This is a genomic window from Bacillus nitratireducens, from assembly GCF_001884135.1.
GTDB lineage: Bacteria > Bacillota > Bacilli > Bacillales > Bacillaceae_G > Bacillus_A > Bacillus_A nitratireducens.
Window position 1 is genome coordinate 97,139 of sequence record NZ_MAOC01000038.1, and the last position, 23,745, is coordinate 120,883.

Annotated in this window: 22 protein-coding genes; 1 reads left to right on the forward strand and 21 read right to left on the reverse strand. The window is 38.2% G+C overall.

What is annotated here, in order from left to right; translation table 11 throughout:
• Nucleotides 1-111: 111 nt before the first annotated feature.
• The 19 genes from BAU23_RS14495 to nuoA form a co-directional block, all read right to left on the reverse strand.
• Nucleotides 112-819: an ABC transporter permease gene (locus BAU23_RS14495; protein ID WP_071734723.1), complete on the reverse strand. Its 708-nt coding sequence runs from the start codon at nucleotides 817-819 to the stop codon at nucleotides 112-114.
• Complete coding sequence (locus BAU23_RS14500; protein WP_000170828.1) at nucleotides 819-1,661, reverse strand: ABC transporter ATP-binding protein; 843 nt, start codon at nucleotides 1,659-1,661, stop codon at nucleotides 819-821. Before BAU23_RS14500 ends, BAU23_RS14495 begins: the two co-directional genes overlap by 1 nt.
• A 181-nt stretch (nucleotides 1,662-1,842) precedes the next feature.
• Nucleotides 1,843-2,850 (reverse strand): LytTR family transcriptional regulator DNA-binding domain-containing protein, encoded by a 1,008-nt coding sequence (locus BAU23_RS14505; RefSeq protein ID WP_001185947.1) that lies wholly within the window; start codon nucleotides 2,848-2,850, stop codon nucleotides 1,843-1,845.
• Between the two features lie 125 nt (nucleotides 2,851-2,975).
• Entirely contained in the window at nucleotides 2,976-4,592 is a 1,617-nt protein-coding gene (locus tag BAU23_RS14510) for a long-chain fatty acid--CoA ligase (RefSeq protein ID WP_083583357.1), read from the reverse strand.
• Nucleotides 4,593-4,877: 285 nt separating this feature from the next.
• Nucleotides 4,878-5,897 (reverse strand): stage II sporulation protein D, encoded by a 1,020-nt coding sequence (spoIID, locus tag BAU23_RS14515; RefSeq protein ID WP_071734724.1) that lies wholly within the window; start codon nucleotides 5,895-5,897, stop codon nucleotides 4,878-4,880.
• A gap of 252 nt (nucleotides 5,898-6,149) precedes the next feature.
• Nucleotides 6,150-7,454, reverse strand: coding sequence for a UDP-N-acetylglucosamine 1-carboxyvinyltransferase (gene murA, locus BAU23_RS14520; protein WP_000411272.1), 1,305 nt, complete (start codon nucleotides 7,452-7,454; stop codon nucleotides 6,150-6,152).
• Between the two features lie 39 nt (nucleotides 7,455-7,493).
• Nucleotides 7,494-8,198, reverse strand: coding sequence for a YwmB family TATA-box binding protein (locus BAU23_RS14525; RefSeq protein WP_000767925.1), 705 nt, complete (start codon nucleotides 8,196-8,198; stop codon nucleotides 7,494-7,496).
• A gap of 51 nt (nucleotides 8,199-8,249) precedes the next feature.
• Entirely contained in the window at nucleotides 8,250-8,486 is a 237-nt protein-coding gene (locus BAU23_RS14530; protein WP_071734725.1) for a DUF1146 family protein, read from the reverse strand.
• 212 nt (nucleotides 8,487-8,698) lie between these two features.
• Nucleotides 8,699-10,213 (reverse strand): NADH-quinone oxidoreductase subunit NuoN, encoded by a 1,515-nt coding sequence (nuoN, locus tag BAU23_RS14535; RefSeq protein ID WP_071734732.1) that lies wholly within the window; start codon nucleotides 10,211-10,213, stop codon nucleotides 8,699-8,701.
• A gap of 7 nt (nucleotides 10,214-10,220) precedes the next feature.
• The gene (locus BAU23_RS14540; RefSeq protein ID WP_071734726.1) at nucleotides 10,221-11,723 is read right to left on the reverse strand and encodes an NADH-quinone oxidoreductase subunit M; all 1,503 of its coding nucleotides are present in this window, start codon (nucleotides 11,721-11,723) and stop codon (nucleotides 10,221-10,223) included.
• Complete coding sequence (gene nuoL / locus BAU23_RS14545) at nucleotides 11,720-13,582, reverse strand: NADH-quinone oxidoreductase subunit L (protein WP_071734727.1); 1,863 nt, start codon at nucleotides 13,580-13,582, stop codon at nucleotides 11,720-11,722. Before nuoL ends, BAU23_RS14540 begins: the two co-directional genes overlap by 4 nt.
• Before the next feature lie 29 nt (nucleotides 13,583-13,611).
• On the reverse strand, nucleotides 13,612-13,926 hold the full coding sequence (gene nuoK, locus BAU23_RS14550; protein ID WP_000100081.1) for an NADH-quinone oxidoreductase subunit NuoK: 315 nt from the start codon (nucleotides 13,924-13,926) through the stop codon (nucleotides 13,612-13,614).
• Nucleotides 13,919-14,443, reverse strand: a complete 525-nt coding sequence (locus tag BAU23_RS14555) for an NADH-quinone oxidoreductase subunit J (protein ID WP_001012819.1) — start codon at nucleotides 14,441-14,443, stop codon at nucleotides 13,919-13,921. Before BAU23_RS14555 ends, nuoK begins: the two co-directional genes overlap by 8 nt.
• A complete protein-coding gene (gene nuoI, locus BAU23_RS14560) occupies nucleotides 14,440-14,859 on the reverse strand; it encodes an NADH-quinone oxidoreductase subunit NuoI (protein ID WP_000677191.1) in 420 nt (139 codons plus the stop codon). The genes BAU23_RS14555 and nuoI overlap by 4 nt, the downstream gene beginning before the upstream one ends.
• A 25-nt stretch (nucleotides 14,860-14,884) precedes the next feature.
• Entirely contained in the window at nucleotides 14,885-15,886 is a 1,002-nt protein-coding gene (gene nuoH / locus BAU23_RS14565; RefSeq protein WP_000573435.1) for an NADH-quinone oxidoreductase subunit NuoH, read from the reverse strand.
• Entirely contained in the window at nucleotides 15,886-16,986 is a 1,101-nt protein-coding gene (gene nuoD, locus BAU23_RS14570) for an NADH-quinone oxidoreductase subunit NuoD (RefSeq protein WP_000621434.1), read from the reverse strand. Before nuoD ends, nuoH begins: the two co-directional genes overlap by 1 nt.
• 3 nt (nucleotides 16,987-16,989) lie before the next feature.
• Nucleotides 16,990-18,147 (reverse strand): NADH-quinone oxidoreductase subunit C, encoded by a 1,158-nt coding sequence (locus BAU23_RS14575; protein ID WP_071734728.1) that lies wholly within the window; start codon nucleotides 18,145-18,147, stop codon nucleotides 16,990-16,992.
• Complete coding sequence (nuoB, locus tag BAU23_RS14580) at nucleotides 18,144-18,662, reverse strand: NADH-quinone oxidoreductase subunit NuoB (protein ID WP_000236333.1); 519 nt, start codon at nucleotides 18,660-18,662, stop codon at nucleotides 18,144-18,146. Before nuoB ends, BAU23_RS14575 begins: the two co-directional genes overlap by 4 nt.
• Nucleotides 18,653-19,021: an NADH-quinone oxidoreductase subunit NuoA gene (nuoA, locus tag BAU23_RS14585; protein ID WP_000179270.1), complete on the reverse strand. Its 369-nt coding sequence runs from the start codon at nucleotides 19,019-19,021 to the stop codon at nucleotides 18,653-18,655. Before nuoA ends, nuoB begins: the two co-directional genes overlap by 10 nt.
• 307 nt (nucleotides 19,022-19,328) lie before the next feature.
• Here nuoA and BAU23_RS14590 point away from each other — a divergent pair, with 307 nt between their 5' ends.
• On the forward strand, nucleotides 19,329-22,058 hold the full coding sequence (locus BAU23_RS14590) for a putative bifunctional diguanylate cyclase/phosphodiesterase (protein ID WP_071734729.1): 2,730 nt from the start codon (nucleotides 19,329-19,331) through the stop codon (nucleotides 22,056-22,058).
• Between the two features lie 65 nt (nucleotides 22,059-22,123).
• On the opposite strand, the gene BAU23_RS14595 is transcribed toward BAU23_RS14590, so the two are convergent.
• The gene (locus tag BAU23_RS14595; RefSeq protein WP_000622451.1) at nucleotides 22,124-22,777 is read right to left on the reverse strand and encodes a DUF975 family protein; all 654 of its coding nucleotides are present in this window, start codon (nucleotides 22,775-22,777) and stop codon (nucleotides 22,124-22,126) included.
• A 44-nt stretch (nucleotides 22,778-22,821) separates the two neighbouring features.
• Nucleotides 22,822-23,607 carry a DUF975 family protein gene (locus tag BAU23_RS14600; RefSeq protein ID WP_000578808.1) on the reverse strand — a complete coding sequence of 262 codons (786 nt, stop codon included), beginning with the start codon at nucleotides 23,605-23,607 and terminating at the stop codon, nucleotides 22,822-22,824.
• Nucleotides 23,608-23,745: the final 138 nt, after the last annotated feature.

Sequence of the window (23,745 nt, forward strand, 5' to 3'; positions counted from 1 at the left end):
AACCTATAACTAATTAATTTTCGACAAAATTTGTGAAAATATGTATAGGAATTGCAAAATTTCCGAGGAAATGATAGAAAAAGGAAAAAACTGAGCGTTTGAGCTCAGTTTTTAGTCCATTTTTTTCTTTCTATAAATGAAGAGCGTAATAACAAGTACTGCAACTAACCAAATAGTTATGTTCAATAAATTATTAGTAATTGCACTAAAACCTCCACCTTTTATAACACCGCTAACTGCAAGACCGATATGACGAGTTGGTAAATAATCGATTATTTTTGTAACGACTTCATTCTTCACAAACATTCCAATTAAATCACCGAAAAGAAATGTCATTAATATTGGTAATCCAATTGTTGATGTTTGCGGCACATTTTGAGCTAATAATCCAATACAAGTACCAATGAGGTTAAATATTAGCATTCCAAGAACAAAGATGAGTAATAATAATGCAAAATTGCCTTCTAATTTACCTAAAATAAGTAGATTAATAAAACAGATTGCAACTGTAATCATACCTGTTAATGAACTTTTACCAATTAATACTTCAATAGATGATGCTGGTGATAGCATAAGAACACGAAGCGTATTTTTTTCCTTTTCTTCAGCGATAAGCATCGCCTGTACAAAGCCTCCAACCATAACTAACGCCATCGCAGTTAACGTACTTGCTCCAACTTCTCTCATATTATCTGAGCGACTAAATAATACCGAAAAGACAAGTGGCATTACCAACATAATTAAAGTTTGTGAATTCGTTTTAAAATCCTGTAACTCTTTCCGGAAAATCGCTGAAAATCGTCTCATTGAAAATGTCATTATAATCCCCTCCCAGTAACTTCTATAAAGATATCGCCTAACGTTGGTTCGTGCGAATGAATAGATAGTAATTCGCCTTTTTTCATCCATTCTGAAATGCGTTTTGCCCCTAATTCATCTTTTTTCACAATTTCTTTCTTCTTATCTGTTAACACAACTTGTATTTGATCTTTCGCATATTGCAAGCGAAGGTTTTCTGGTGTATCAAGAGCTACTATTTCTCCTCCACATAGAAAGGCAATGCGGTTACAAAGCGTTTCTGCTTCATCCATGTTGTGCGTTGTTAAGAAAATCGTTGTTCCTTCTTTATTTAAGTCTTTTAAGATTTTATGAATGTTTTGTACGTTTACTGGATCAAGTGCAGATGTTGGTTCATCTAAAAAGAGGATATCTGGTTTATGAAGAATTGCTCTCGCTAGTATGACGCGCTGCTTCATTCCTTTTGATAACTTTTTCACTTGTGTTTTTTTATCATCTAGTAAGTTCACTTGTGCTAACACTTCATCAATTCGTTCTTTTTTACAATCGTATAAGTCACAAAATAATAGTAAGTTATCATAAATGCTAAGTCTTTCATATAAGCCGCTATTGTCTGTTAAAATACCAATTCGTTTGTAATCGATGCTACTTGGTCCCGTAATGTCTTTCCCTAACACTCTTACTGTTCCAACGCTATGAAGCAATTGAGATGTTAATATTTTTACTGTTGTTGTTTTCCCGGATCCACTCGGTCCGAGGAATCCAAAGATTTCTCCTTGCTTCACCTCAATATTTACATTTCGAAGGGCTGTTTTTCCATCGAAACTTTTCATTACATCTTTCATTTCAATTGCCAATGTCATTTCGTCATCCCCTTTGTTTTTTCTTTTTATAGATGAAAGTCGCCTTAGCGCTTTTCGTTTGTTTGTTTCGCTTTTCTTGACTCAATCATATGAAAAACAAAGGGTTTACGCAGTAAAATACCGGTAAAAGGAGTATTTTTACCGGTGAACGAATCGTATTTTGAGCTTATTGGAGCATTTTTTATAGCCCAATTACACCTTTTAATTCATCCATTCGCCCTTTCGAAAGCGGAATCGAACTTTTTCTTTCATCATCCAAAATTAAACTGAAACTATTACGTGTCCACGTAATGACTTCTCGCACTCTTTGTAAATTAACAAGGTACGAGCGATGACATCTAAAGAAACCGAATCCTGTTAATCTCGTTTCTAGTTCACTTAATGTTAATGCACATACGAAATCGCCTTCACGAACGTGAATATGTGTTACTCCGTTTTGCGTTTCAATAAAATGAATCTCCATTGGGTCTAATAAAATGATTTTATCGTTCACTTTCGCTGGTATTCTTTCTAACTTCATTTGCGGAATCATTTGAACGACTTTTTCTCCATCCACTTCTTCAACTTCTTCTTGCTCAATTTCTACTTTTTTCACACCATCATTATTTAATATGTATACATCTTCTGTTAACGAAAGGGCGTCCGATAAGAAAGATGACGTAATAAAGATTGCCTTTCCTTGCTCTTTCATTTTCATAATCGCTTTTCGAATAATAATTGTACTCTCTGTATCTACGTTTTGCTCTGGTTCTTCCAAAATAACTAAATAAGGATTATGAATCATAACTCGCCCGATATGAAGACGGCGTTTCTCTGAAAAGGACAATTTTTCTATTTTAACGTTTAACTTATCTAGGAGACCGACATATTGTACTACTTCTTCTATACTCATATGTGATTCATAAAGCCCTAATAAGAACTTGAAGTATTCCTTCACCTTCAAACGGTCGTATGCTTCATCTTTCAAAAAACAAAAACCGATGCGTGAATATACTTTCTTTCCAATCGGCTCCCCTTCAAATAACACACTGCCCGAAGAAGCCTCTTCTTCTCCGATAATAATGCGATGCAACACTTTAGCTGTATGATTATTACACTGCAAAACAACACATTGTCCTTTTTCAACCTTCAATTCAACTGCCGGTAACTGGTTCGTCTTCCCTAATTGTTTCAACTCCAATAACGCCATTCTGTCTCCCCCAAATGTTTTTTTATCCTATTATACCAAACAATTAATGGAAAATTATGATATTTAATACAATATTTTTATACTGTATCAGCAAAGAAGGCTATCCATCAGGATAGCCTTCTTCTCTATTTCTGCTCTACCATATAAGTCTTCAGCTGATCACGAAGTGCTCTTTTTAGGAATTTCCCTACAGATGTTTTCGGAATTTCATTTACGAATAAAATATCATCTGGCATCCACCATTTCGGGAATTCGGCTTCTAGTAAAGCATACAGCTCTTCTCTTTCTACTGCTTGTCCTTCTTTTAACACGACGCAAGCAACAGGACGTTCTTGCCATTTTTCATGCGGAACTGCCACGACAGATGCTTCTAATACGTTATCGTGTGACATTAAAGCATTTTCTAAATCTACTGAAGAAATCCATTCACCGCCGCTTTTAATTAAGTCTTTCGTACGATCAGCAATTTTAATAAATCCTTCCGAATCAACTGTAACGATATCTCCTGTATGGAGCCAACCATCTTTCATCGATTCCTCTGTACGCTCATCTTTATAATAGCTACCAGCGATCCATGGGCCTCTTAGGCAAAGTTCTCCCATTTCTTCCCCGTCCCACTTAACTTCACCGTCTTGTCCAATCACTTTCATTTCTAGCCCAGGGAATAAATATCCTTGGCGAGAGCGCAAGTTATAATATTCTTCTTTCGGTAAATCGCGTTGATATGATTTCGGACAATTAATTACAACAGCAGGACTCGTTTCTGTCATTCCATATATTTGTCTAAATGCAATTTCGTATTTCTCTTCATACGTACGAATCATACTTTGCGGAGCCGCTGATCCACCTGACCATATCGTTTTTACGCTACTAATATCATATGGATGCTTCTCAAGTTCCTGTAATAAGCCAATCCAAATTGTCGGCACGCCAGCCGTAATTGTTACTTTCTCACTTTCAATTAACCCCGCTAAAATTTTCGGTGTGAAATGCGGTCCTGGTAATACGAGTTTTGTCCCAAACCATGTACTCGCAAACGGTAATCCCCATGCATTAACATGGAACATTGGAACGATAGGCATACAAGTGTCTACTTCTGATATATTCCCGCCATCTGCAAGCCCAAGTGTATAACTATGGAGCGCAATACTACGGTGTGTGTAAACTACACCTTTCGGTTTTCCTGTTGTAGCTGATGTATAGCACATACCGGCTGGTTCTTTTTCATCTAAATCTTTTACAAACGGAAATGTCTCATCGCCTTCTTCGAGTAATTGGTCATAATGATATGCTGGTGATAGTGTTGTGTGAGGTAGTTTATGATCGTCTGTCATAATAATAAAGGCTTTTATATGCGGGATTTCGTGTTGAATACTCTCTAATATAGGTACCATATCTTCATCGACAAGAATGATTTTATCTTCTGCATGATTAATAATATATGAAATGTGATCAGCGGAAAGTCTTAAATTTATCGTATGTAGCACCGCTCCGATTCCTGGAATCGCAAAGTATGCTTCCAAATGCCTATGATGGTTCCAAGCAATTGTCCCTACTTTATCCCCTTGTTCAATCCCCATTTTCGTTAATACACTAGCGAGCCTTCTCGTCCGCTTTGCAATTTCTCCGTATGTTAATGTATGAATACGCGATGCAGTCCGTGAAACAACTTCCTTTTTCGAAAAATATTTCTCCGCTCGTTCCATCATGGACGGAATGAGAAGTGGTACATCCATCATCATTTTTCATTACCCCCTGTTGTTATATTTTATATATTCACATAACTGTATTATAACACGCAGTATGCAGGGTAACTTCCATTTATTTCTACAAATAATGACAAAAAGGACGTTCCGAAATTGAACCTCTGACTAAAGCTATTTTCTTCTTTGTCATGATTGCAATGATAATCGAATTTATATCAACGGAAATTGAGTTATATCGACTTAACTGCAAAATGCGAAAAAAATAACCTACCAACAAAAAAACCGTCCCAACTACCATTTGGGACGGTTTTCTTTTTCACCCTACTTCTTCACCATCAATTTTCCTTCATAATCATTCATCGTCTTTATTTCAACGCCTTTATAATAATGAGCGACGATATCTGTATATTTCTTACCTTCCGCTGCCATGCCATTTGCTCCGTATTGGCTCATACCAACGCCGTGGCCGAAGCCTTTCGTCGTAACAATGATTTTATCTCCATCTTGTTTCCACGTGAAGTCAGAAGAGCGTAAATCTAACTTTTCACGAACTTGCTTTCCTGTTAATGTTTTCCCTTGAAATGCTACATCTTTTACTCGCTTTCCTTCCGTAAGATCTTTAATATTTCCAACCTTCCCGTCTGCCAACACCTTCACACCTAGACGTTTTTGAAAGTCAGCTACTGTAAATGTTTGCTCGCTCGTAAATTTTGGAGATGCTTGATCCCACGGACTATCTACGCTTTTCAGGTACGGATAATCATTTCCCCAATAATCAGCTGCATTTTCTGTCCGGCCATTACTCGTTGAGAAGAAAGAAGCTGAAATTGGTTTTCCATCATACGTTAAAACTTGTCCTGCGGTTTTCGAAACGGCTTCCTCGATTTTCTTCAAATTATTTTCGTAGTTATTACCCCATTGTTCCTTCAATTCTTCTTTGCTTTTATACACTTGATCTTTCACCGTATCTGTCACGTCCGCATTGTTTTTCTTACCTCCGCTTAGCATACGCTGGACTACAAATGTTCTCGCTGCTAATGCCTGCGCCTTTAGCGCCTCTATTTCAAAGCTGGCATTCATCTCAGAAGCTACTACACCGGTCACATACTCCTCCATAGGTAATGTGTCTACCTTCTTCTGTTGATCGCGATATACAGCAACCTGAACCACTGTATCCACTTTCCCTGGAGCTGGTATGCTTTCTATCGCTGGAGGAGTTTTAGAAGCTGCTTCTTCCCCTACTTTTGCTTTCGCAAACGGAATAACAAGAGCAGCAGGTACAATGATGACGAGCGCTATTAAAAGCGCTACTGTAATGAAAAGTGGCTTTGAAAATTTCATCCTATTCCCCCAATATAAAGTTGGCTTCCTTTCATTCTTATGGAACTATGGAATCTTTTAGAACATACTTGGGGGTATCGATATAAAGTGAAACTTTAATGAGGTGAAGTTGTACTGATCACAAATAGCGAAATAAAACGAAAATTTTCTAAATATTTTTACTGAGACGTGCATAAGTATAGAATTTCTTGACTATAACAGTAATAGTAAAAAAAATAGCCCCTATGTCAAAAGACATAGAGACTATTTCAATTAAGCGTGAAGATCAGAAACTTCTTGTTCTTTCACTTCTTCTACTTTTTCGTTTACACGTTCAATAGTTGCACCTAATGCAGCTAATTTCTTATGGAAGTTTACATAGCCACGGTCAAGATGTTTTAACTCTGTTACACGAGTATAACCTTCTGATACTAAACCAGCTAAAATTAATGCTGCTGCTGCACGTAAATCAGTCGCGCCTACTTCAGCACCTTGTAAGCTGTTTGGACCGTTCATAATTACAGAACGACCTTCAATTTTAATATCAGCATTCATACGACGGAATTCTTCAACGTGCATAAAGCGGTTTTCGAATACCGTTTCAGTAATCATGCTTGTTCCTTCAGCTTGTAATAGTAATGCCATCATTTGTGATTGCATGTCTGTTGGGAAACCTGGGTGAGGCATAGTTTTAATATCAACCGCCTTTAACTTATCTGGGCCGATAACACGTATACCTTCATTTTCCTCAACAATTTTAACACCCATTTCTTCCATTTTCGCTGTAATTGAGCGTAAATGTTCAGGTACAGCATTTTCAATTAAGACGTCTCCACCAGTAATTGCTGCTGCAACCATGAATGTTCCTGCTTCAATACGGTCAGGAATAATAGGGTGGTTTGCGCCATATAATTTATCAACGCCTTCGATACGAATCGTTCCAGTTCCAGCTCCGCGTACTTTCGCTCCCATCGCATTTAAGAAGTTAGCTAAGTCAACGATTTCTGGTTCTTTCGCTGCGTTTTCAAGGACTGTTGTCCCTTTTGCTAATGTCGCTGCAGACATAATGTTTTCTGTCGCGCCTACGCTTGGGAAGTCTAAATAAATTTTAGCTCCTTTTAGTTCTCCCTCTACGTACGCCTCAACAAAACCGTTACCAACTTTTACTTTTGCTCCCATTGCTTCGAAGCCTTTTAAATGTTGGTCAATTGGACGTGAACCAATTGCACATCCACCAGGAAGTGCAATACGAGCACGACCGTTACGTGCTAATAATGGACCCATTACTTGGACAGATGCACGCATTTTACGTACATACTCAAATGGTGCTTCAATGTTTAATTCTTTAGAAGAATCGATTGTTACTTGGTTATTTTCAAATACGACTTCAGCATTTAAATGACGTAATACCTCGTTAATTGTGTATACATCAGACAAAACTGGTACTTCAGATAGTACATTCTTTCCATCACTCGCTAATAGGGCTGCAGCGATTATAGGTAATACAGCATTTTTTGCGCCCTCAACACGCACTGTGCCGTTCAACCGCTTTCCGCCACGGACGATGATCTTTTCCAAATTATTCCCCTCCGTGTCCTTTTTTCAGTATCTATTCACTCAATACTCAGAAGTTATGATCGGTGTGCCAACCACAATTGTATCTTTGTTGTCTGTAGAACGTATTGCTATTTGCACATTTATTTTCTCTCTATTTATCGAAAGAGCGTCATTCCACTTTTTATTATATGCGGAGACTGACACAAATGCTCTTTCTTCTGTCTGTTCGATCGCTCTTGCTGAAAGATCTTTCAAAACCTGATTGGTTTTATTTTGCAAAACACCTTCAATCTTATCATTCAATACACCTTGAACACAAGTGTAAATTGTAGGTTTTCCATTAAAAATTTTATTCATTTTCTGAACGTACTTCGGGTCCCATTTCGCCCCGCTTACCTCAAATATAATGAAAGTGTTTTCTTTAGTATTTTCCTTAGTCCAAGTTACTACTACTCGTTCTTCATATGAAGAAGATTTTTTATAGGATGTAGCTTTATATCCATCTGGAGATTGTTCTAATTCCCAACTTTCGATATTTGCCTTTTCCTTCACATCGTTTAACAATTTTTGAAACGTATGTATATTAGAAATTGTTTTTGTTTCTCGCGCTAACCATGACCACCGCTCTACTTTTGCATCATTCTTCTCTAAAGTTGCGATCATGCTCTCCATCTTCTGTTCATCGCTTATAGGTTTCATCTCTCTATATCCAACCAAAAATAAAACAACACTCAAGACAACGATAAGAATGGCTTTAAGCTTCAATTTCATCCCCTCCTATCCCCATTGTTAACGGAGATATGAGGTTCTATACACTTACTTTACTAAATACGTTAAACTCTTTGAATAGCCTAAATAATCAAGGAAAAAGTTACTGACAGATGTCCCAATCGCAATCGTAACTAGGATGAGTAATACTCTCGTCTGCATCACTTTCCCAGACTTCATTAAACGCTCAATGTGAATACCTTGCAAGGCCCACCACGTAATAGTAATAAACAATAAATGCGAAACAATGGCAATCAGTGCTTGTTGCCCTAAAAGTTGTGCCAAAAAATCGACCCCTTTTTTGTTTGGCTACTACTTACGCAAAATGTAAAAACGATACCATAATAAGTAGGAGCCGCACTTTTTCAAACGCGAATAGGCTTCTTACATTTCAAATCGTAATTTCCTCTCAAAAAACATATATTTATATACGTTTCCGTTTGCTGTTACTCCAAAATAAAAAGCGCAGAGTACGGACTCTACACCCTTTATTTTCACTATTGTACCACGTTACCCAAGAAGAAGAAATCCTTCATTAATGGAAAATATTCATAAAAGAAATTGTAACCAATCATCGGCATAATCCCTAGTATTACAATCGAAATTGCACAAAACCCCATGACAATCTTTATATTTAACGGTAACCGAAGCCTCTCTTCTGTCTCTCCAGTGCGGAAAAACATTTGCTGTAATATCCGAAAGTAATATACGAATGAAACAACTGTTGTCCCCATCATAATAGAAGCTAATACGTAATGAGCAGGTTCAACATGGAGTGCCCCTAAAAAGATGTTAATTTTCCCGATGAAACCAGCTGTCCCCGGTATTCCAGCTAACGATAAAATAAAGATTGTCATCACTATAGCTGTAAATGGAGATCGCTTGTATAATCCTGTAAAAATCGTCATATTTTCCTTATCATTTTGTAAGATTAATCCGTGGATGATTGCAAATGCTCCTATATTCATAAGCATATATGCAAGCATATAAAACCACATACTATCCATCGTGAACTGTGATAGCGCCACAAGAGGCACGAGCAAATACCCAGCATGCGCGATACCTGAATAGGCAAATAGACGTTTTACGTTGTATTGCTTTAATGCTACTACATTCCCAATAATCATCGTAATACTAGCTAGCACAGCAATGTATATACTCATACGCCCGTACAAAGATTGTGCGTCCCCTTGGATTTCCACACCTGCAAACACCATAAGAAACAAGCGCGTAATGAGTAGAAAACCAGCAATTTTAGAAATCGTTCCGAGAAAAGCAGTGACAGGTGTAGCCGCTCCCTCATACACATCCGGTGCCCACATATGAAATGGAACTGTTGCAATTTTGAATGAGAGTCCAACAAGTAAAAGTAGAAATGCGAGAGCTAACAATAATTGAATACCCCCGGCCAATCCTTGCGTAAGTGCCTGTTGCATTTCCACTATGTTGGTCGATCCTGTAATACCGTATAAATAACTCATTCCAAAGAGCGTAATTGCTGTTCCAATTCCTCCGTTAATGACGTATTTCATTGCCGCCTCATTCGATGCGCGGTTTCTTTTTCGGATTCCTACAAGAATGTAGGAAGAAAGCGACAGCAATTCTAAACCGACGAATAGTGTGATGAAATCAACGCTCGAAGCCATGAACATCGCTCCAAGAAGCGCCATTAACATTAAGTAATAATATTCTCCCTTATCTTGAATAGGATCCTTTTCATCATCGCTCATTGCCATACATAAGACGAGAGCTGCCCCGATTAATAACAATGTTTTAAACCCTTTTGAAAATCCATCTAACACAAACGATCCATTTAAAATATCTCCCGCTGGTTCACTATATAGCGTAATTAATGACACGGCTGCTAATACGACGGCTGCGATTGCACCAATCGCAACGTGCCTATGGTTCAGCTTAAAAAACAAATCACATATGGAAAGAAGGATGGCTGCCCCAAGAATAATGAATTCCGGCACCATCAGATGCCACGACAAGCTAAGTAACGTATTCATATCCATCCTACTTCACCCCCAATGTTTTCAACGTATTTTGAAGCGGATCCCCTAGTAGTTCTGGCATTACTCCAATTGCGATAATAGAAACGAGAAGTAATATAACAGGAACGTACTCCCATCCGTGTATATCAGATTTCGCTTCCCATTCTTTCTTACCAAATGTCACTTGAAGTGTCGCTCTTAATACGTATACAGCGGTTAAAATAATTCCAAGTACACCTACGGCAGCGATAACAGGTTGCCCTTGGAATAAACCGAGAAAGGCAAGGAATTCGCTAATAAATCCAGACATCCCTGGCATTCCAAGCGATGCCATACCTCCCGCTAGGAAGAAGCCGCTAAGCACAGGAACACTTTTTGCGAGTCCACCAAGCGCTGTAATATCTGAAGTCCCAAAACGCTCTTCAATCATGCCAAGTAAGAAGAAGAGCAATGCCGCAATTAAACCGTGAGACACAACCTGGAACAGTGCCCCTTGTATACCTGGTGCATTTAACGCCGCAAGCCCCATTAATACAATGCCCATATGCGAAACACTAGAGTAAGCAAGCACCTTTCTAAAGTCCGTTTGGATGAGTGCTAGAAAGGCCCCGTACAATAAATTAATGACTCCTAAAATCGCAATTAGCGTTGCAAAATCACGAAAATGTTCTGGAAATAATCCTTTCCCGAAACGAATAATACCGTACGCTCCAATTTTCAGTAAAACTCCCGCATGAAGCATAACTACAGCAGGATGCGCTTCTATGTGTACATTGACCATCCAGCGATGCAAAGGGAAAACAGGAAGCTTAATCGCAAAAGCAATCATTATGGCAAGAAACAAGCCGAACTGTAAGCTACTTGAGACAGCCATTCCTTCCCCAGCACCTACACTCGTTAATATTTCTTTAAGCTCCGTAATATTTGTTGTACCTGTTTTCGCAAACAAAACCGAGAAAACGATAAGTAAAATAGCTGATCCGATACCGTTATATATTAAATAACTATATGCAGCCTTTTCACTCGACAATTTCCCCCACTTGCCAATTAATAAAAACATTGGTGGCAACGTAATTTCAAAGAAGATGAAGAACAGCATTAAATTTTGAGCAGCGAAGACACCGAGCATCCCTATTTCTAGCAGGAGTAATAGCATGTAAAATGCTTTTAAATTTCTTTTAATGGAAAATGCTGCAATTGCTGCAAGCACCGCTAGTAGGGCTGTCAGCACCATCATTACAAGCGATAAACCATCAATACCAATCTCGTAATAAATGGAAAACCATCTTTTATCTACCGCTGCAAAATCCCCAAATTTAATCCATTTCACTTTCTCATCAAATATCGATAAACTCTTTCCTGAAACATATGTACAAGCGAGGACGATAGCGATACCAAATGGAAGTGCCGTCCCAAATAAACCAAGCGCTCGCACTGTACGCGATTCTTTTTTCGGCGTTAACACAAGCAAGAGAATCCCTAAAAGCGGGGAGAAAATGAAGAACGTTAATAGCAATCCATTCATCGTAAATCCCCTCCCGTATATAACAAAATAATTATGAGCACTGCGAGCGAAACGGCCGTTACAGTTCCATACACTTGTACATTCCCGTTTTGAAGCCGCGATCCTAGACGGCTCATACCTTTAACCAATCCCGCAATTAAAACTGCAATTCCTTCTACAACGTATACTTCAAATAAGCGAAGCACATAAGCGATCCCTTTCGTAATAGGAAGCACCGTAACATTGTAAAGTTCATCCACATAATATTTTTCTTTCAAAAGGTTATAAAGAGGCGTCGCTTCTCCGCCTGCCCAATCTCTAGAGATAGCTTTCTTACCATATATGAAATATGCGAGGGCAATTCCCGCAAATGAAACGAGCATTGCAACAATCATAATCCAAACAGGTCCATGCACTTCCTGCACTTTGAATCCTACATCTTTCGTAAGCCAATCCCCAAGAAACGTTCCGAACCACGGTGTATTTATATAGCCTGCCACTACCGCAAGAACACCAAGGACAATCATCGGATACGTCATTGTGCGAGGTGATTCATGCACCTCTTCCTCCGTCTTCGTTTCCCCTGTAAAAACAAGAAAGTATAGACGGAACATATAAAATGCTGTTAGAAATGCCGCAATTACCGCTAAAACGAATAGAAAGTAATTGCCATTCATCCAAGCCACCGCTAAAATTTCATCTTTACTAAAAAATCCGGAAAGAAGAGGAACACCACTAATTGCAAGTGTGCCTATTAAAAATAGTGCACCGGTAACTTTCATCTTTTTCTGTAAACCGCCCATTTTATTAATGTTTTGCGTATGGACTGCATGAATTGCACTTCCTGCCGCCAAGAACAGTAATGCTTTAAAAAAGGCGTGTGTCGTTAAGTGAAAGATACCAGCTACATAACCCGCAGAGCCTAGCGCAAGCATCATATACCCGAGCTGACTAACTGTGGAATAAGCAAGAACCCTCTTAATATCCGTTTGTACAAGACCAATAGAGGCCGCAAAGATTGCGGTGAAAGCCCCAACGATTGCAACAGTTTGCATCGCTACCACACTTGCTGAAAATAGTGGGAACATCGTCGCTACTAAATATACGCCGGCTGCAACCATCGTTGCCGCGTGAATAAGCGCCGAAACAGGCGTCGGTCCTTCCATTGCATCTGGCAACCATGTATGAAGCGGAAACTGACCTGATTTCCCCATTGCACCGATAAAAATTAATATCGCCGTTATTGTAATCATAGAAGGAGAGAGGTCACCGGTCTGAATCGCTTTAAAAATCGCGTCATATTCAAAACTACCTGCGTGCCAAAAAATTAAAATCATCCCAATAAATAGCCCAACATCCCCAATGCGTGTCATAATAAAAGCCTTTTTCGCAGCAGCCTTCGCTTCTTCTTTAAAGAAATAAAAACCGATAAGTAAAAACGAACCAAGGCCGACTAACTCCCAAAATATATAAAGCTGTAATAAATTCGTCGATATAACTAGCCCAAGCATCGCAAATGTAAAGAGCCCTAAATATGCATAAAAGGTTGGTAATCTTTCGTCGCCTTTCATATAACCTTTTGAGTACACATGTACAAGAAAACTCACAAGCGTAACGATAAACAACATTAAAGCTCCTAATGCGGTAACTTCAAAACCAAATGATATATCTATATCTCCTACCCTAAGCCATACCCACTTATGCTTCACTGCCTCGGATGAAAACCGTTCTATTAGTACCACTACCGCGGATATAAAAGAGAGAAAGGTAAAGAAAATACCTAGTACACTACTTCCCTCTCTAATTTTCTTCCCGAACATAATAAGTATCAAAAACGAAACAAGCGGGAAAAGCGGTATGAGCCATGCATAATCGATCATTGTTTCCTTCCCCCTTTTCGGTCACAATGCTATCCTTTGAGCGTATCCATCTCATCTACATGAACTGTCGGACGATTACGGTACAAAGCAATCAAAATTGCAAGACCTACCGCTGCCTCCGCTGCCGCTACAGACATCGTAAACAGCGAAAAAATTTGTCCTGTTAAATTCGGAAACAAGCCTAATTTACTAAACGCTACTAAATTTAAATTGGCCGCGTTAAGCATTAATTCGATACAAACTAATACAATTACTGTATTTCGCTTTGTTAAAGCTCCAAATAAGCCGATGCAAAACAAAATAATCGCAAGTGTTAAATACGCAGAAGCCGGAACGCTACTCATGGGAATCCTCCTCTCCCTCATCCTTCTTCGCAAGGATAATCGCTCCTACAAGTGCTACAAGTAAAATAACTGAGGTTAATTCGAATGGAATAATATATTTTGAATAGAGAAGTGTACCGATTTGAAGTGTGTTATTTTCATGGAGAGGTAAACTTCCTTGTGTGCTTTGATTTGAAAAATCGATACTATTAACAGCGAAATACATAACTGCTCCAAATGCTACAACCGCAAAGAAGATAATCCATTTTCGAAGAGTAAGGCGCGATTCATTTTCCGCATTATGTTTCGTTAACATAATGCCAAAAATCATAATAATAGTGATTGCACCAGAGTAAAGTAAAATTTGTGCAACTCCGATAAATTCGGCCGATAAAAGAAAGTACAAGCCTGCAATGCTAAGAAATGTAAGTACAAGAGCCAGCATCATATGCATTACTTTCGTTAAGTTCAGCATAAGCACTCCGCCGATAATCGCAGACAAGGATAGGATAAAGAATGCTACAAACTCGCCATTCATGCTTTATTCTCCTTCCTGACGTTCTCGTCGTTTTCGTCGAGCCACTGCAAATTTTTAAATAAATCATCACGTGAATACTCTGCGAGTTCGAAGTTATTCGTCATTACAATTGCCTCTGTCGGACAAACTTCTGTACATAAATCGCAAAGAATACAAATTTCAAAATTTATATCATACGTGTCGATAATTTTTCCTTTTTTCGTAGGATCAGGATGTTTTTTTCCCGTTAATTGAATGCAATCTGTCGGACAAATGTTAGAACACTGATTACAAACAATACATTTCTCTGGATAAAACTTTTGAATACCCCGAAAGCGGTCTGGTAATGGTAGCGGCTGATTCGGATAATCATACGTCACCTTTTTCTTACTCAAATTACTAAGCGTATATTTTAACCCTTTAAATAGTCCTTTCATCTCTTACTGGCACCCCCTTTATAGATTAGAAGAATAGCTCCTTAATCAATGCCGTTAAGAAAATATTTGCAAGTGCGATTGGTAATAATACTTTCCAGCCAAACTCCATTAACTGGTCACCTCTTATGCGAGGGAACGTAACGCGGAACCAAATTAACAGAAAGACCACACTGCTGAATTTCAAAGCAAACCATACGGCTCCTGGAATAAATCCAAGGAACATAACTGGGTTCCAGCCTCCTAAAAAGAGTACTGTAATTAAAGATGCCATCCCGAAGAAATACACATACTCTGAAAGCATGAAAAACGCCCAGCGAAAACCTGAGTATTCTGTATGGTATCCAGAAACAAGTTCTGACTCCGCTTCGGGTAAATCAAACGGTGTCCTATTTAGCTCTGCAACTGACGCAATTAAGAAAATAACGAAACCGATTGGCTGTGCGAAAATGTACCATACCTTCTCCTGCGCCGCTACAATCTCATTTAAATTAAGACTACCTGCTAACAAAACGACGCCAATTACACTCATCACAAGTGGAATCTCATAAGAAATCATTTGCGCCGCTGCACGCATCCCTCCTAAAAGGGAGTATTTATTATTTGATGCCCATCCCCCAGTTACAACGCCAATCGTCGTAATCCCAGAAACAGCAATGTAATACAGCAATCCTACACCAATATCCGCGAACTGAAATTTATCAGTAAACGGGATAACCGCAAGCACCATAAATGCTGGTGCGAATGCAATAACAGGCGCTAATATAAACAACGGTTTATCTGCAGCTTTCGGAATACTATCTTCTTTTAATAATAATTTCAAAACATCAGCTACCGTTTGTAGTAAACCGAACCGGCCCCCAACTTGGTTTGGTCCAATCCGCCCTTGCATAAATCCCATCACTTTCCGTTCTGCCAAAATACCGTATGTAACAAAGCCCAGGACTGCAAATAATAGAAGCACCGCTAATCCGAAAAAAATGAAGAAATTCGTCCAGCTTGAAGGTGATTGTAAGAGCGTCTCAATCATTAGCCATCAACCTCCCCAAGTACAATATCAACCCCACCTAAAATCGTAATTAAATTGGCGATGTTCTCACCTTTCAATAACTTCGGTAAGATTTGCAAATTATAAAAAGACGGTCTTCGAAATTTCAAACGGTACGGTTCTTTCTTTCCATCACTAGCAATATAACAACCAATCTCTCCCCGCGGTGACTCTATACGGACAAACGCTTCTCCCTTAGGCGCTTTAATAATTTTCGGCACTTTTGCCAGCACGGCTCCATCTTTTGGGAACTGCTGGACAGCTTGCTCAACAATTTTTAATGACTCCTCAATCTCTTGCATGCGGCAAACGTAACGATCCCAAGCATCTCCCACACTCCCAACAGGAATGTCGAAATCAAAACGATCATAAATGGAGTACGGTTCATCCTTGCGAAGATCCCAGTTTACTCCGGTACACCGCAAATTCGCTCCGCTTAAAGAATACGAAATCGCTTCTTCCGCGCTATATATACCAACGCCTTTTACGCGATTTAAGAAAATCTCATTACCGCTAACGAGATCATGATAACCTGCCAATTGCTCTCGCATATACGGAACAAACTCTTCCACTTTTTCAATCCAACCGTCCGGCGCATCCCACTTTACACCCCCGACTCTCATATAGTTAAAAGTAAGACGGGCACCGCATAATTCGTTTAATAAATTTATAATCATCTCTCGTTCACGAAACGCGTATAAGAACGGGCTGACCGCTCCTATATCAAGAAGATTTGTCCCCCACCAAACGAGGTGGCTTGCAATCCTTCCAAGCTCCATTGCAAGTACTCGTAAGTATTCGGCCCGCTCCGGGATTTCAAGCCCCATCATCGTCTCTACAGCATGGCAAATGACGTAATTATTCGTCATCGCTGATAAATAGTCCATTCGATCTGTATATGGGATAATTTGCGTATACTGCAAGCTCTCAGCAATCTTTTCTGTTCCGCGATGCAAATACCCAATAACTGGTGTAGCCTCTTTAATAATTTCCCCGTCAATCTTAATTACAAGCCGAAACACACCATGTGTACTCGGGTGCTGCGGTCCAACATTTAAGAGCATCTCTTCCGTACGGATCACAAGCTACACCTCCACATCATACGGTTCATAATCTTTCCTAAGTGGATACCCAACCCAATCATCCGGCATTAAAATGCGAGATAAATTAGGATGACCTTTAAATACAATACCTAGCAAATCATACGCTTCACGCTCCGGCCAATCTGCCCCTTTCCAAAGCGGCGTCACCGATTCTACTTGCGGCGCTTCCCTATCCAGCTTTACCTTCACTGCTACTGACTGTTTCTTTCCATATGAAAATAAATGAACATATACTTCCATATGTGTCACAAAATCCGTCGCATGTAGCTCTGACATATAATCAAAAGCAAGTCCCTCATGCAATCGCATTAACTCCATCACTTCATAATATTTTGAAGGCTCCGCCACAAGAGTTGGGACATCTTTTGAAAGCTTATTAATATAGGAATCTACTAATGCATATTCCCCTAACTTCTCCTTAACAACCTCCACATACTGATTTAAATATGGTTGGTTAACTGATGGTTCTTCCTGCTGCGGTTCATCTTCTACCTTATTTACAGCTCCCTTTGCTCTTGCCGCAGCAGCGGCTTTCGCTTTTGCAGCTGCAATAGCCTTTGCTTTTTCATCTCCAGAATTCCCATCACCTTGCGAAGATTTTACTTTTGCTAGCGCCGCTGCTTTTGCCTTTGCAGCTGCTACGGCCTTTGCCTTCGCTTTTGCTTTTTCTTCGTCAGTTACTTCTTCTGTTCCTTCTCGCTTTTGCTTCGCTAGCGCCGCTGCTTTTGCCTTTGCAGCTGCTGCGGCTTTCGCCTTCGCTTTTACTTTTTCTTCATCCGGTACTTCTTCTGTTCCTTCTCGCTTTCGCTTCGCTAGTGCCGCCGCTTTTGCCTTTGCGGCTGCTGCGGCTTTCGCCTTCGCTTTTGCTTTTTCTTCATCCGGTATTTCTTCTGTTCCTTCTCGCTTTTGCTTCGCTAATGCCGCCGCTTTTGCTTTTGCGGCTGCTGCGGCAAGACGTTTTGCTTCTTCTACATTAACTTCTTTATCTTTTGGTAGCGCTTTCTCTTTTTCTCGATGTTCTTCTTCAAGTTTAGACATTTCCGTCTCATGTTTCGCAGCAAGACGTTTTCGCGCTTCCTCTTTCGCATGACGAGCTGCTTCTCTCTTCATACTTTCTAAGTCTTTATTTGGATCACTCATTTATTCGTCACCTGCTTCCCTGTCTTCGCCTCGTAACGAATTTTTTCTTTTAATTTATTAATTCCATAAATTAAAGCAGCAGGGTTTGGGGGGCATCCAGGAATATATACATCAACTGGTACAATTTGATCTACGCCTTTCACAACTGCATATGAATTCACATACGGACCACCGGCTGTTGCACAAGATCCCATCGCAATTACCCACTTTGGTTCAGGCATTTGATCATATAAGCGCCGAACAATAGGCGCCATTTTCTTCGTTACCGTTCCTGACACAATCATGACATCCGATTGTCTTGGTGACGTCCGAAAAAATGACCCAAATCGATCTAAATCGTAATGTGATGAACCTACTCCCATCATTTCAATCGCACAGCATGCCAGTCCAAATGTCATCGGCCATAAAGAGTTGCTCCGCGCCCATCCCTTGAGCTGTTCCAATGTAGAAAAAAAGATATTCCTTTCTAATTCCGCTCGCTCCTGTGGGTGTAATTCCTCAAAATTTATAACCATTGTAACACCTTCTTTTTCCAAGCATACGCTAATCCAACCAACAACATCACAACAAAAATGAGCATTTCAATCAGTGCAAATAAACCAAGCTTGTCATATGCAACAGCCCATGGATATAAAAATAAAGTTTCTACATCAAAGATGACGAACAATAAAGCAAAAATATAATAACGAGCATGAAACCGAATATTCGCATCATGAAAAGGCTCAATTCCACTCTCATACGTCGTCGCTTTCGCTGCACTCGGTTTATTTGGACGCAGCATTTTCCCTAATGTAAGAGCCACTACCGGCAGCAATATACCTAATAGCAAGAAAATCAAAACGATCATATAACTATTTTCATATACACTTGCCATTGTGAAACCCTCCCCCCTGAATTAAGAACAAGTTCACATAGTAAACAATATGTCTTACTTGCATTATTTATTATTTTTAAATTTTTCTAAATAATGCAACTATTTTAATCATTATAGCAAACTTCAAATTCCTATGTCGATATATTGGGGACAGAAACAACAATTAATACTTGCTAAACAAATCTATTTTTACAACTCATTATAAATGTGTAAAATAAATATAGAAATTCTATATATTTTTCAAGCAATCCTAAAAAAACATAAACTACAAAAGGTGGTTCTTATGTATATACAGTAGGTGATATAAATGACAAAACAAGCACACGTAAGTATCCTTATAAGCATTTCATTGTTGTATATAACTATTCATTACGTATCAGTGCCCTTTTTATATGAGTACGCACTCCCATTTCAAATATTAACGGGCATCAGTACCATATTAATTGATATTACAATTTGCAGTTATATATTTTATTTTTCAAATGTAAAACAAGGGTTATCCCGTTTGTTTTGGATAACATTAACTATCGGATCCTTCTCTTATTTCATCGGTGATATAGTAGTTGCTTATCAACGCTTAATTCTACATGACTACTATACATTCGTTGATCCATCAGACTTTTTTTACTTATTATTTTTAATTAGCCTTGCATTTGCCTTTCTATATGAAATTATTTATGGCCGAAACTTATTGGAACAGCTTTCTACGATATGTGATATTTGTATTATTGTTACAGCTCAATTTACTTTAAGCTACTATTTGCTTATCGAAAGAACCATTCATATTTTCACAACATCATATATCGACATGTTTGTTCAACTCACGTATCCAATGGCTGATTTACTCTTTCTTTTAATAGGAATCAATCTTTTATTTAGACCATTATTCTTACTACCAAAACAAGTTGGTGCTCTTCTTGGCAGTGCTTTAATTTTGTATGCTACTGCGGATGCTATGTATTCTTATATAAAATACTTCCAGCCTGAGCACTCTATGTTCACAGTTGCTCCATTCTATCAAGTAACTTTAGTATTGGTAGCAATCGCTTGTATACTTCACACAAAAGAACCTGAAAAACATGAACAAGTATTACTAACACCTCGATTGGGTGAATCAATCCGATTATCATTACCGTATATTTCTGTAGTGATGCTTATTGTTTTTATATTGGTCGAAAATGTTTTTGCACCTATCCTAGTAATTGGACTGATGGTAACTTTCGCCTTCGTTCTCATACGCCACATGTTAGTCCGAAGACAAAATAAAATATTATTGCTAGCACAAATGCAATTCAACTCGGAACTCGAGAAACAAATTGAACTACGTACAGAAGATTTAGTAGAACAAAAAAACGAGTTATATCATAACCAACAAATGTTTAAATCTTTATATGAGCATCATCCAGATCCAATTTTCACATTAGATTTGTACGGTAATTTTCTAAATGTAAACAACGCTGGAACCACTTTACTCGGTTATCAAACGAATGAATTATTAAACCAACCATACTATTCACTTATGTATGAAGAAGACTTGGAAGAAATCATTAATGCCTTCCATCACGTAAAAAAAGGGAAATCTATTTCTTTAGAAATACGGGCATATCATAAAAATAAAGATATTTACTATTTGCATGTCACAGCTGTTCCCATCTTTTTAAAGGAACATATTTCTGGGGTTTATTTAATGATTAAAGATATTACAGAAAGCAAGCAGCAACAAGAACAAATTAACTTCCTAGCATATCACGATACTTTAACGGAGCTTGCAAATCGCCGTTCATTTCATCAACATTTAGAAAAAGCGATTGCACGAGCAAAAGTATCAAAAAGACCCTTTGCTGTTATGTTTATCGACCTAGATCGCTTTAAAGTTATTAATGATACCCTTGGTCACCGGATAGGAGATCTCCTATTAATTGCAGTAGCAAAAAGGCTCGAACGAATATCGACACAGAATATGAAACTTGCTCGACTAGCTGGGGATGAGTTCACAATCCTTATCGAAAATTATGAAAAAAGAACAGATGTAAAAAGGATAGCTGATATGATTGTAGTAGCTATGAACGAACCATTCGAAATCGAAAATCAACATTTACACATCTCACCGAGTATCGGAATTGCCATATACCCTGAAGCAGGCGAAGACCCACTGTCTATTTTGCAACATGCCGATATGGCCATGTACGAAGCAAAAAATAAAGGGAAAAATCGCAGCTCCCTTTACACGAAAGAACTATATAAGAAAATGGAACGAAAAGCTCGAATCGAAAAAGATTTGCCACTCGCTTTAGTAAACAACGAATTTTATCTCGTCTATCAACCACAAATTGATACGACAACAAATAAAATTATCGGTGCTGAAGCATTAATACGTTGGAAACATCCACTATTAGGTGATATTTCACCATGCGAGTTCATCCCAATTGTAGAAGAGACACCACAAGTCGTTCCTCTTGGACATTGGGTGTTAAGAGAATCTTGTCGTCAACTAAAAATATGGCAAAGTTTTGGATACACAAACTTAAAAATGAGTGTCAATTTATCAGCGAGAGAATTTCAACAAAATCAATTAATCGAAAATATTTCACGAATACTAAAGGACGTTGAGATTGACCCGAAAGATGTAACACTTGAACTAACAGAACGAATTGCGATGATTGATGAAAAAGAAACATTATCTAGACTAAAGCAATTAAAAGAATATGGTATTCAAACGTCCATTGATGACTTCGGTACCGGCTATTCTTCTCTTGCTTATTTATCAATTTTCCCTATCGATACATTAAAAGTACCAAAAGAATTTACACAACTAGCCGATCATCGACCTGAAGAAAGAGCCATCGTTTCCACTATCCTTTCTCTTGCAAATACTTTAAATCTCTCCGTCGTTGCTGAAGGAATTGAAACAGAAAAACAGCTTAAATTTTTGAAAAAAAATAACTGTAATTACATGCAAGGTTACTATTTCAGTAAACCTCTAACAAGTAAAGAATTTATAAGATTTCTACAAAAAACACCCAGTATGAACCAATAGTTCACACTGGGTGTTTTTATCCTGTTATTTGCGGGGGATGGCCCCCCACTGATTAAAGCTTCACTTTATAGTGTTGGAATTTTTTTCTCGTAATATTCTTCTGCAATCTCTTCGTAAAAAGCTGCTGACGTAGTATAAAAATATGGAATTAACCATAAAAATCCAATCCCTAATGTAATACAACTCAATATAAACCAACCAATAAAACTTAAACATAAAATGAAATACTCCATTTTATGTCCGTCCATCATACGACGGCTTTCTGTAATAGCTTGATTTATGGAATACTCCGGATGATCATTTATTATAAAGTACGTCATCGCATAAGAAAATGATTTAATAATACCTGGAATAATAAATAGTAAGCACCATAAGAAAATATAAATGTTTACTACTATATATAATAAAAATGACTTTATAAACTTACTTCCTTCTGTAAACCACCTGAATATATGCCCAATACGCGCTTCTTTTTCACGAATTAGATGTAACGCTAAATAATAACCACCTATCGTTAATGGACCTACCACCAATATTGTAATAACTTCTACTGTAAGTGAGTTATTTACTTCTTTCCAATCCCAAACCTGAGAGAAAACGAAATCAATACTAAAACTAAAAGCTGAAATAAGAATCGAAATAAGTAGTGTTGCCCCGACAGCTAATCCCCATTTTCCTTCTAGTGAGTCCAGCGCTTCTCCTTTTAAATCACTAATCATACCTAGCCTCCTATACGTAACAATTCTATTAGTATAGCATATTACTACTGCAATTCACCTTTTGCAATATAGCGATAAAAATGCGCTGTCGTTGTACCTACATATGGACTAAGCCAAAGAAATCCTATTCCAAGAGTAAAAGTAGCTAAGATAGCCCATCCTATGAAGCTAAGCCATAAAAGAAACAAATCTAGTTTATGTCCCTTCATAAGGTTCTTACTTTCTTTCATCGCCTGTGACACGCTATAATCTGGATTTTCAATCATAACATAATACGTCATCGCATAAGAAAAATACATCACAATCATGCCGACAATCGAAATAGCTAATAATACGAAGAAAGCAATTGCAAACGACATATTCCCTTCTTCACCAAAAAACGCGAATAAACCTAGTAACAACATCGGGATCCATGTACCTGTATATAACAAAATTGCAAGCATAGCCCACATTGTTTTCATCATTCTTTTAAAACCACGAAATCCTTCGAATAGGTGATCTACTTTTGCACCTTCTCGTTTACTAATTTGTAGCAGTACATTCGTATAGCCGTATGATGTAATACCGTAAGATGCATTACTTAAAATGATCATTATGCAATAAAAAATTCCAAATGTAATACCTGCCCCAGTTGATATTGTTTCCTCTTCAAGTGAGCCTGTTAAACCAGCAAATAAAAAAAATATAATAATTCCTGGAATTAAAAGTATAAGCATTGCAACCATTGCAACAACATAACTTAAAATAAAATATAAAATCGTTGATCCAACACCTAGTCCCCAATTTCCCTTTAAAGAGTGCAACGCTTCTCGTTTCATTTCACCGATCATTGATTCATCTCCTTTACGAAATATAAATTGTTGTACATTCTCTACTTATACAAACACCAATATAATCATACCATTTTTGTAAAATTATTCATGAACTATCATTTATAAAAAAAACCGTAAAGGCAAAGCCTTTACGGT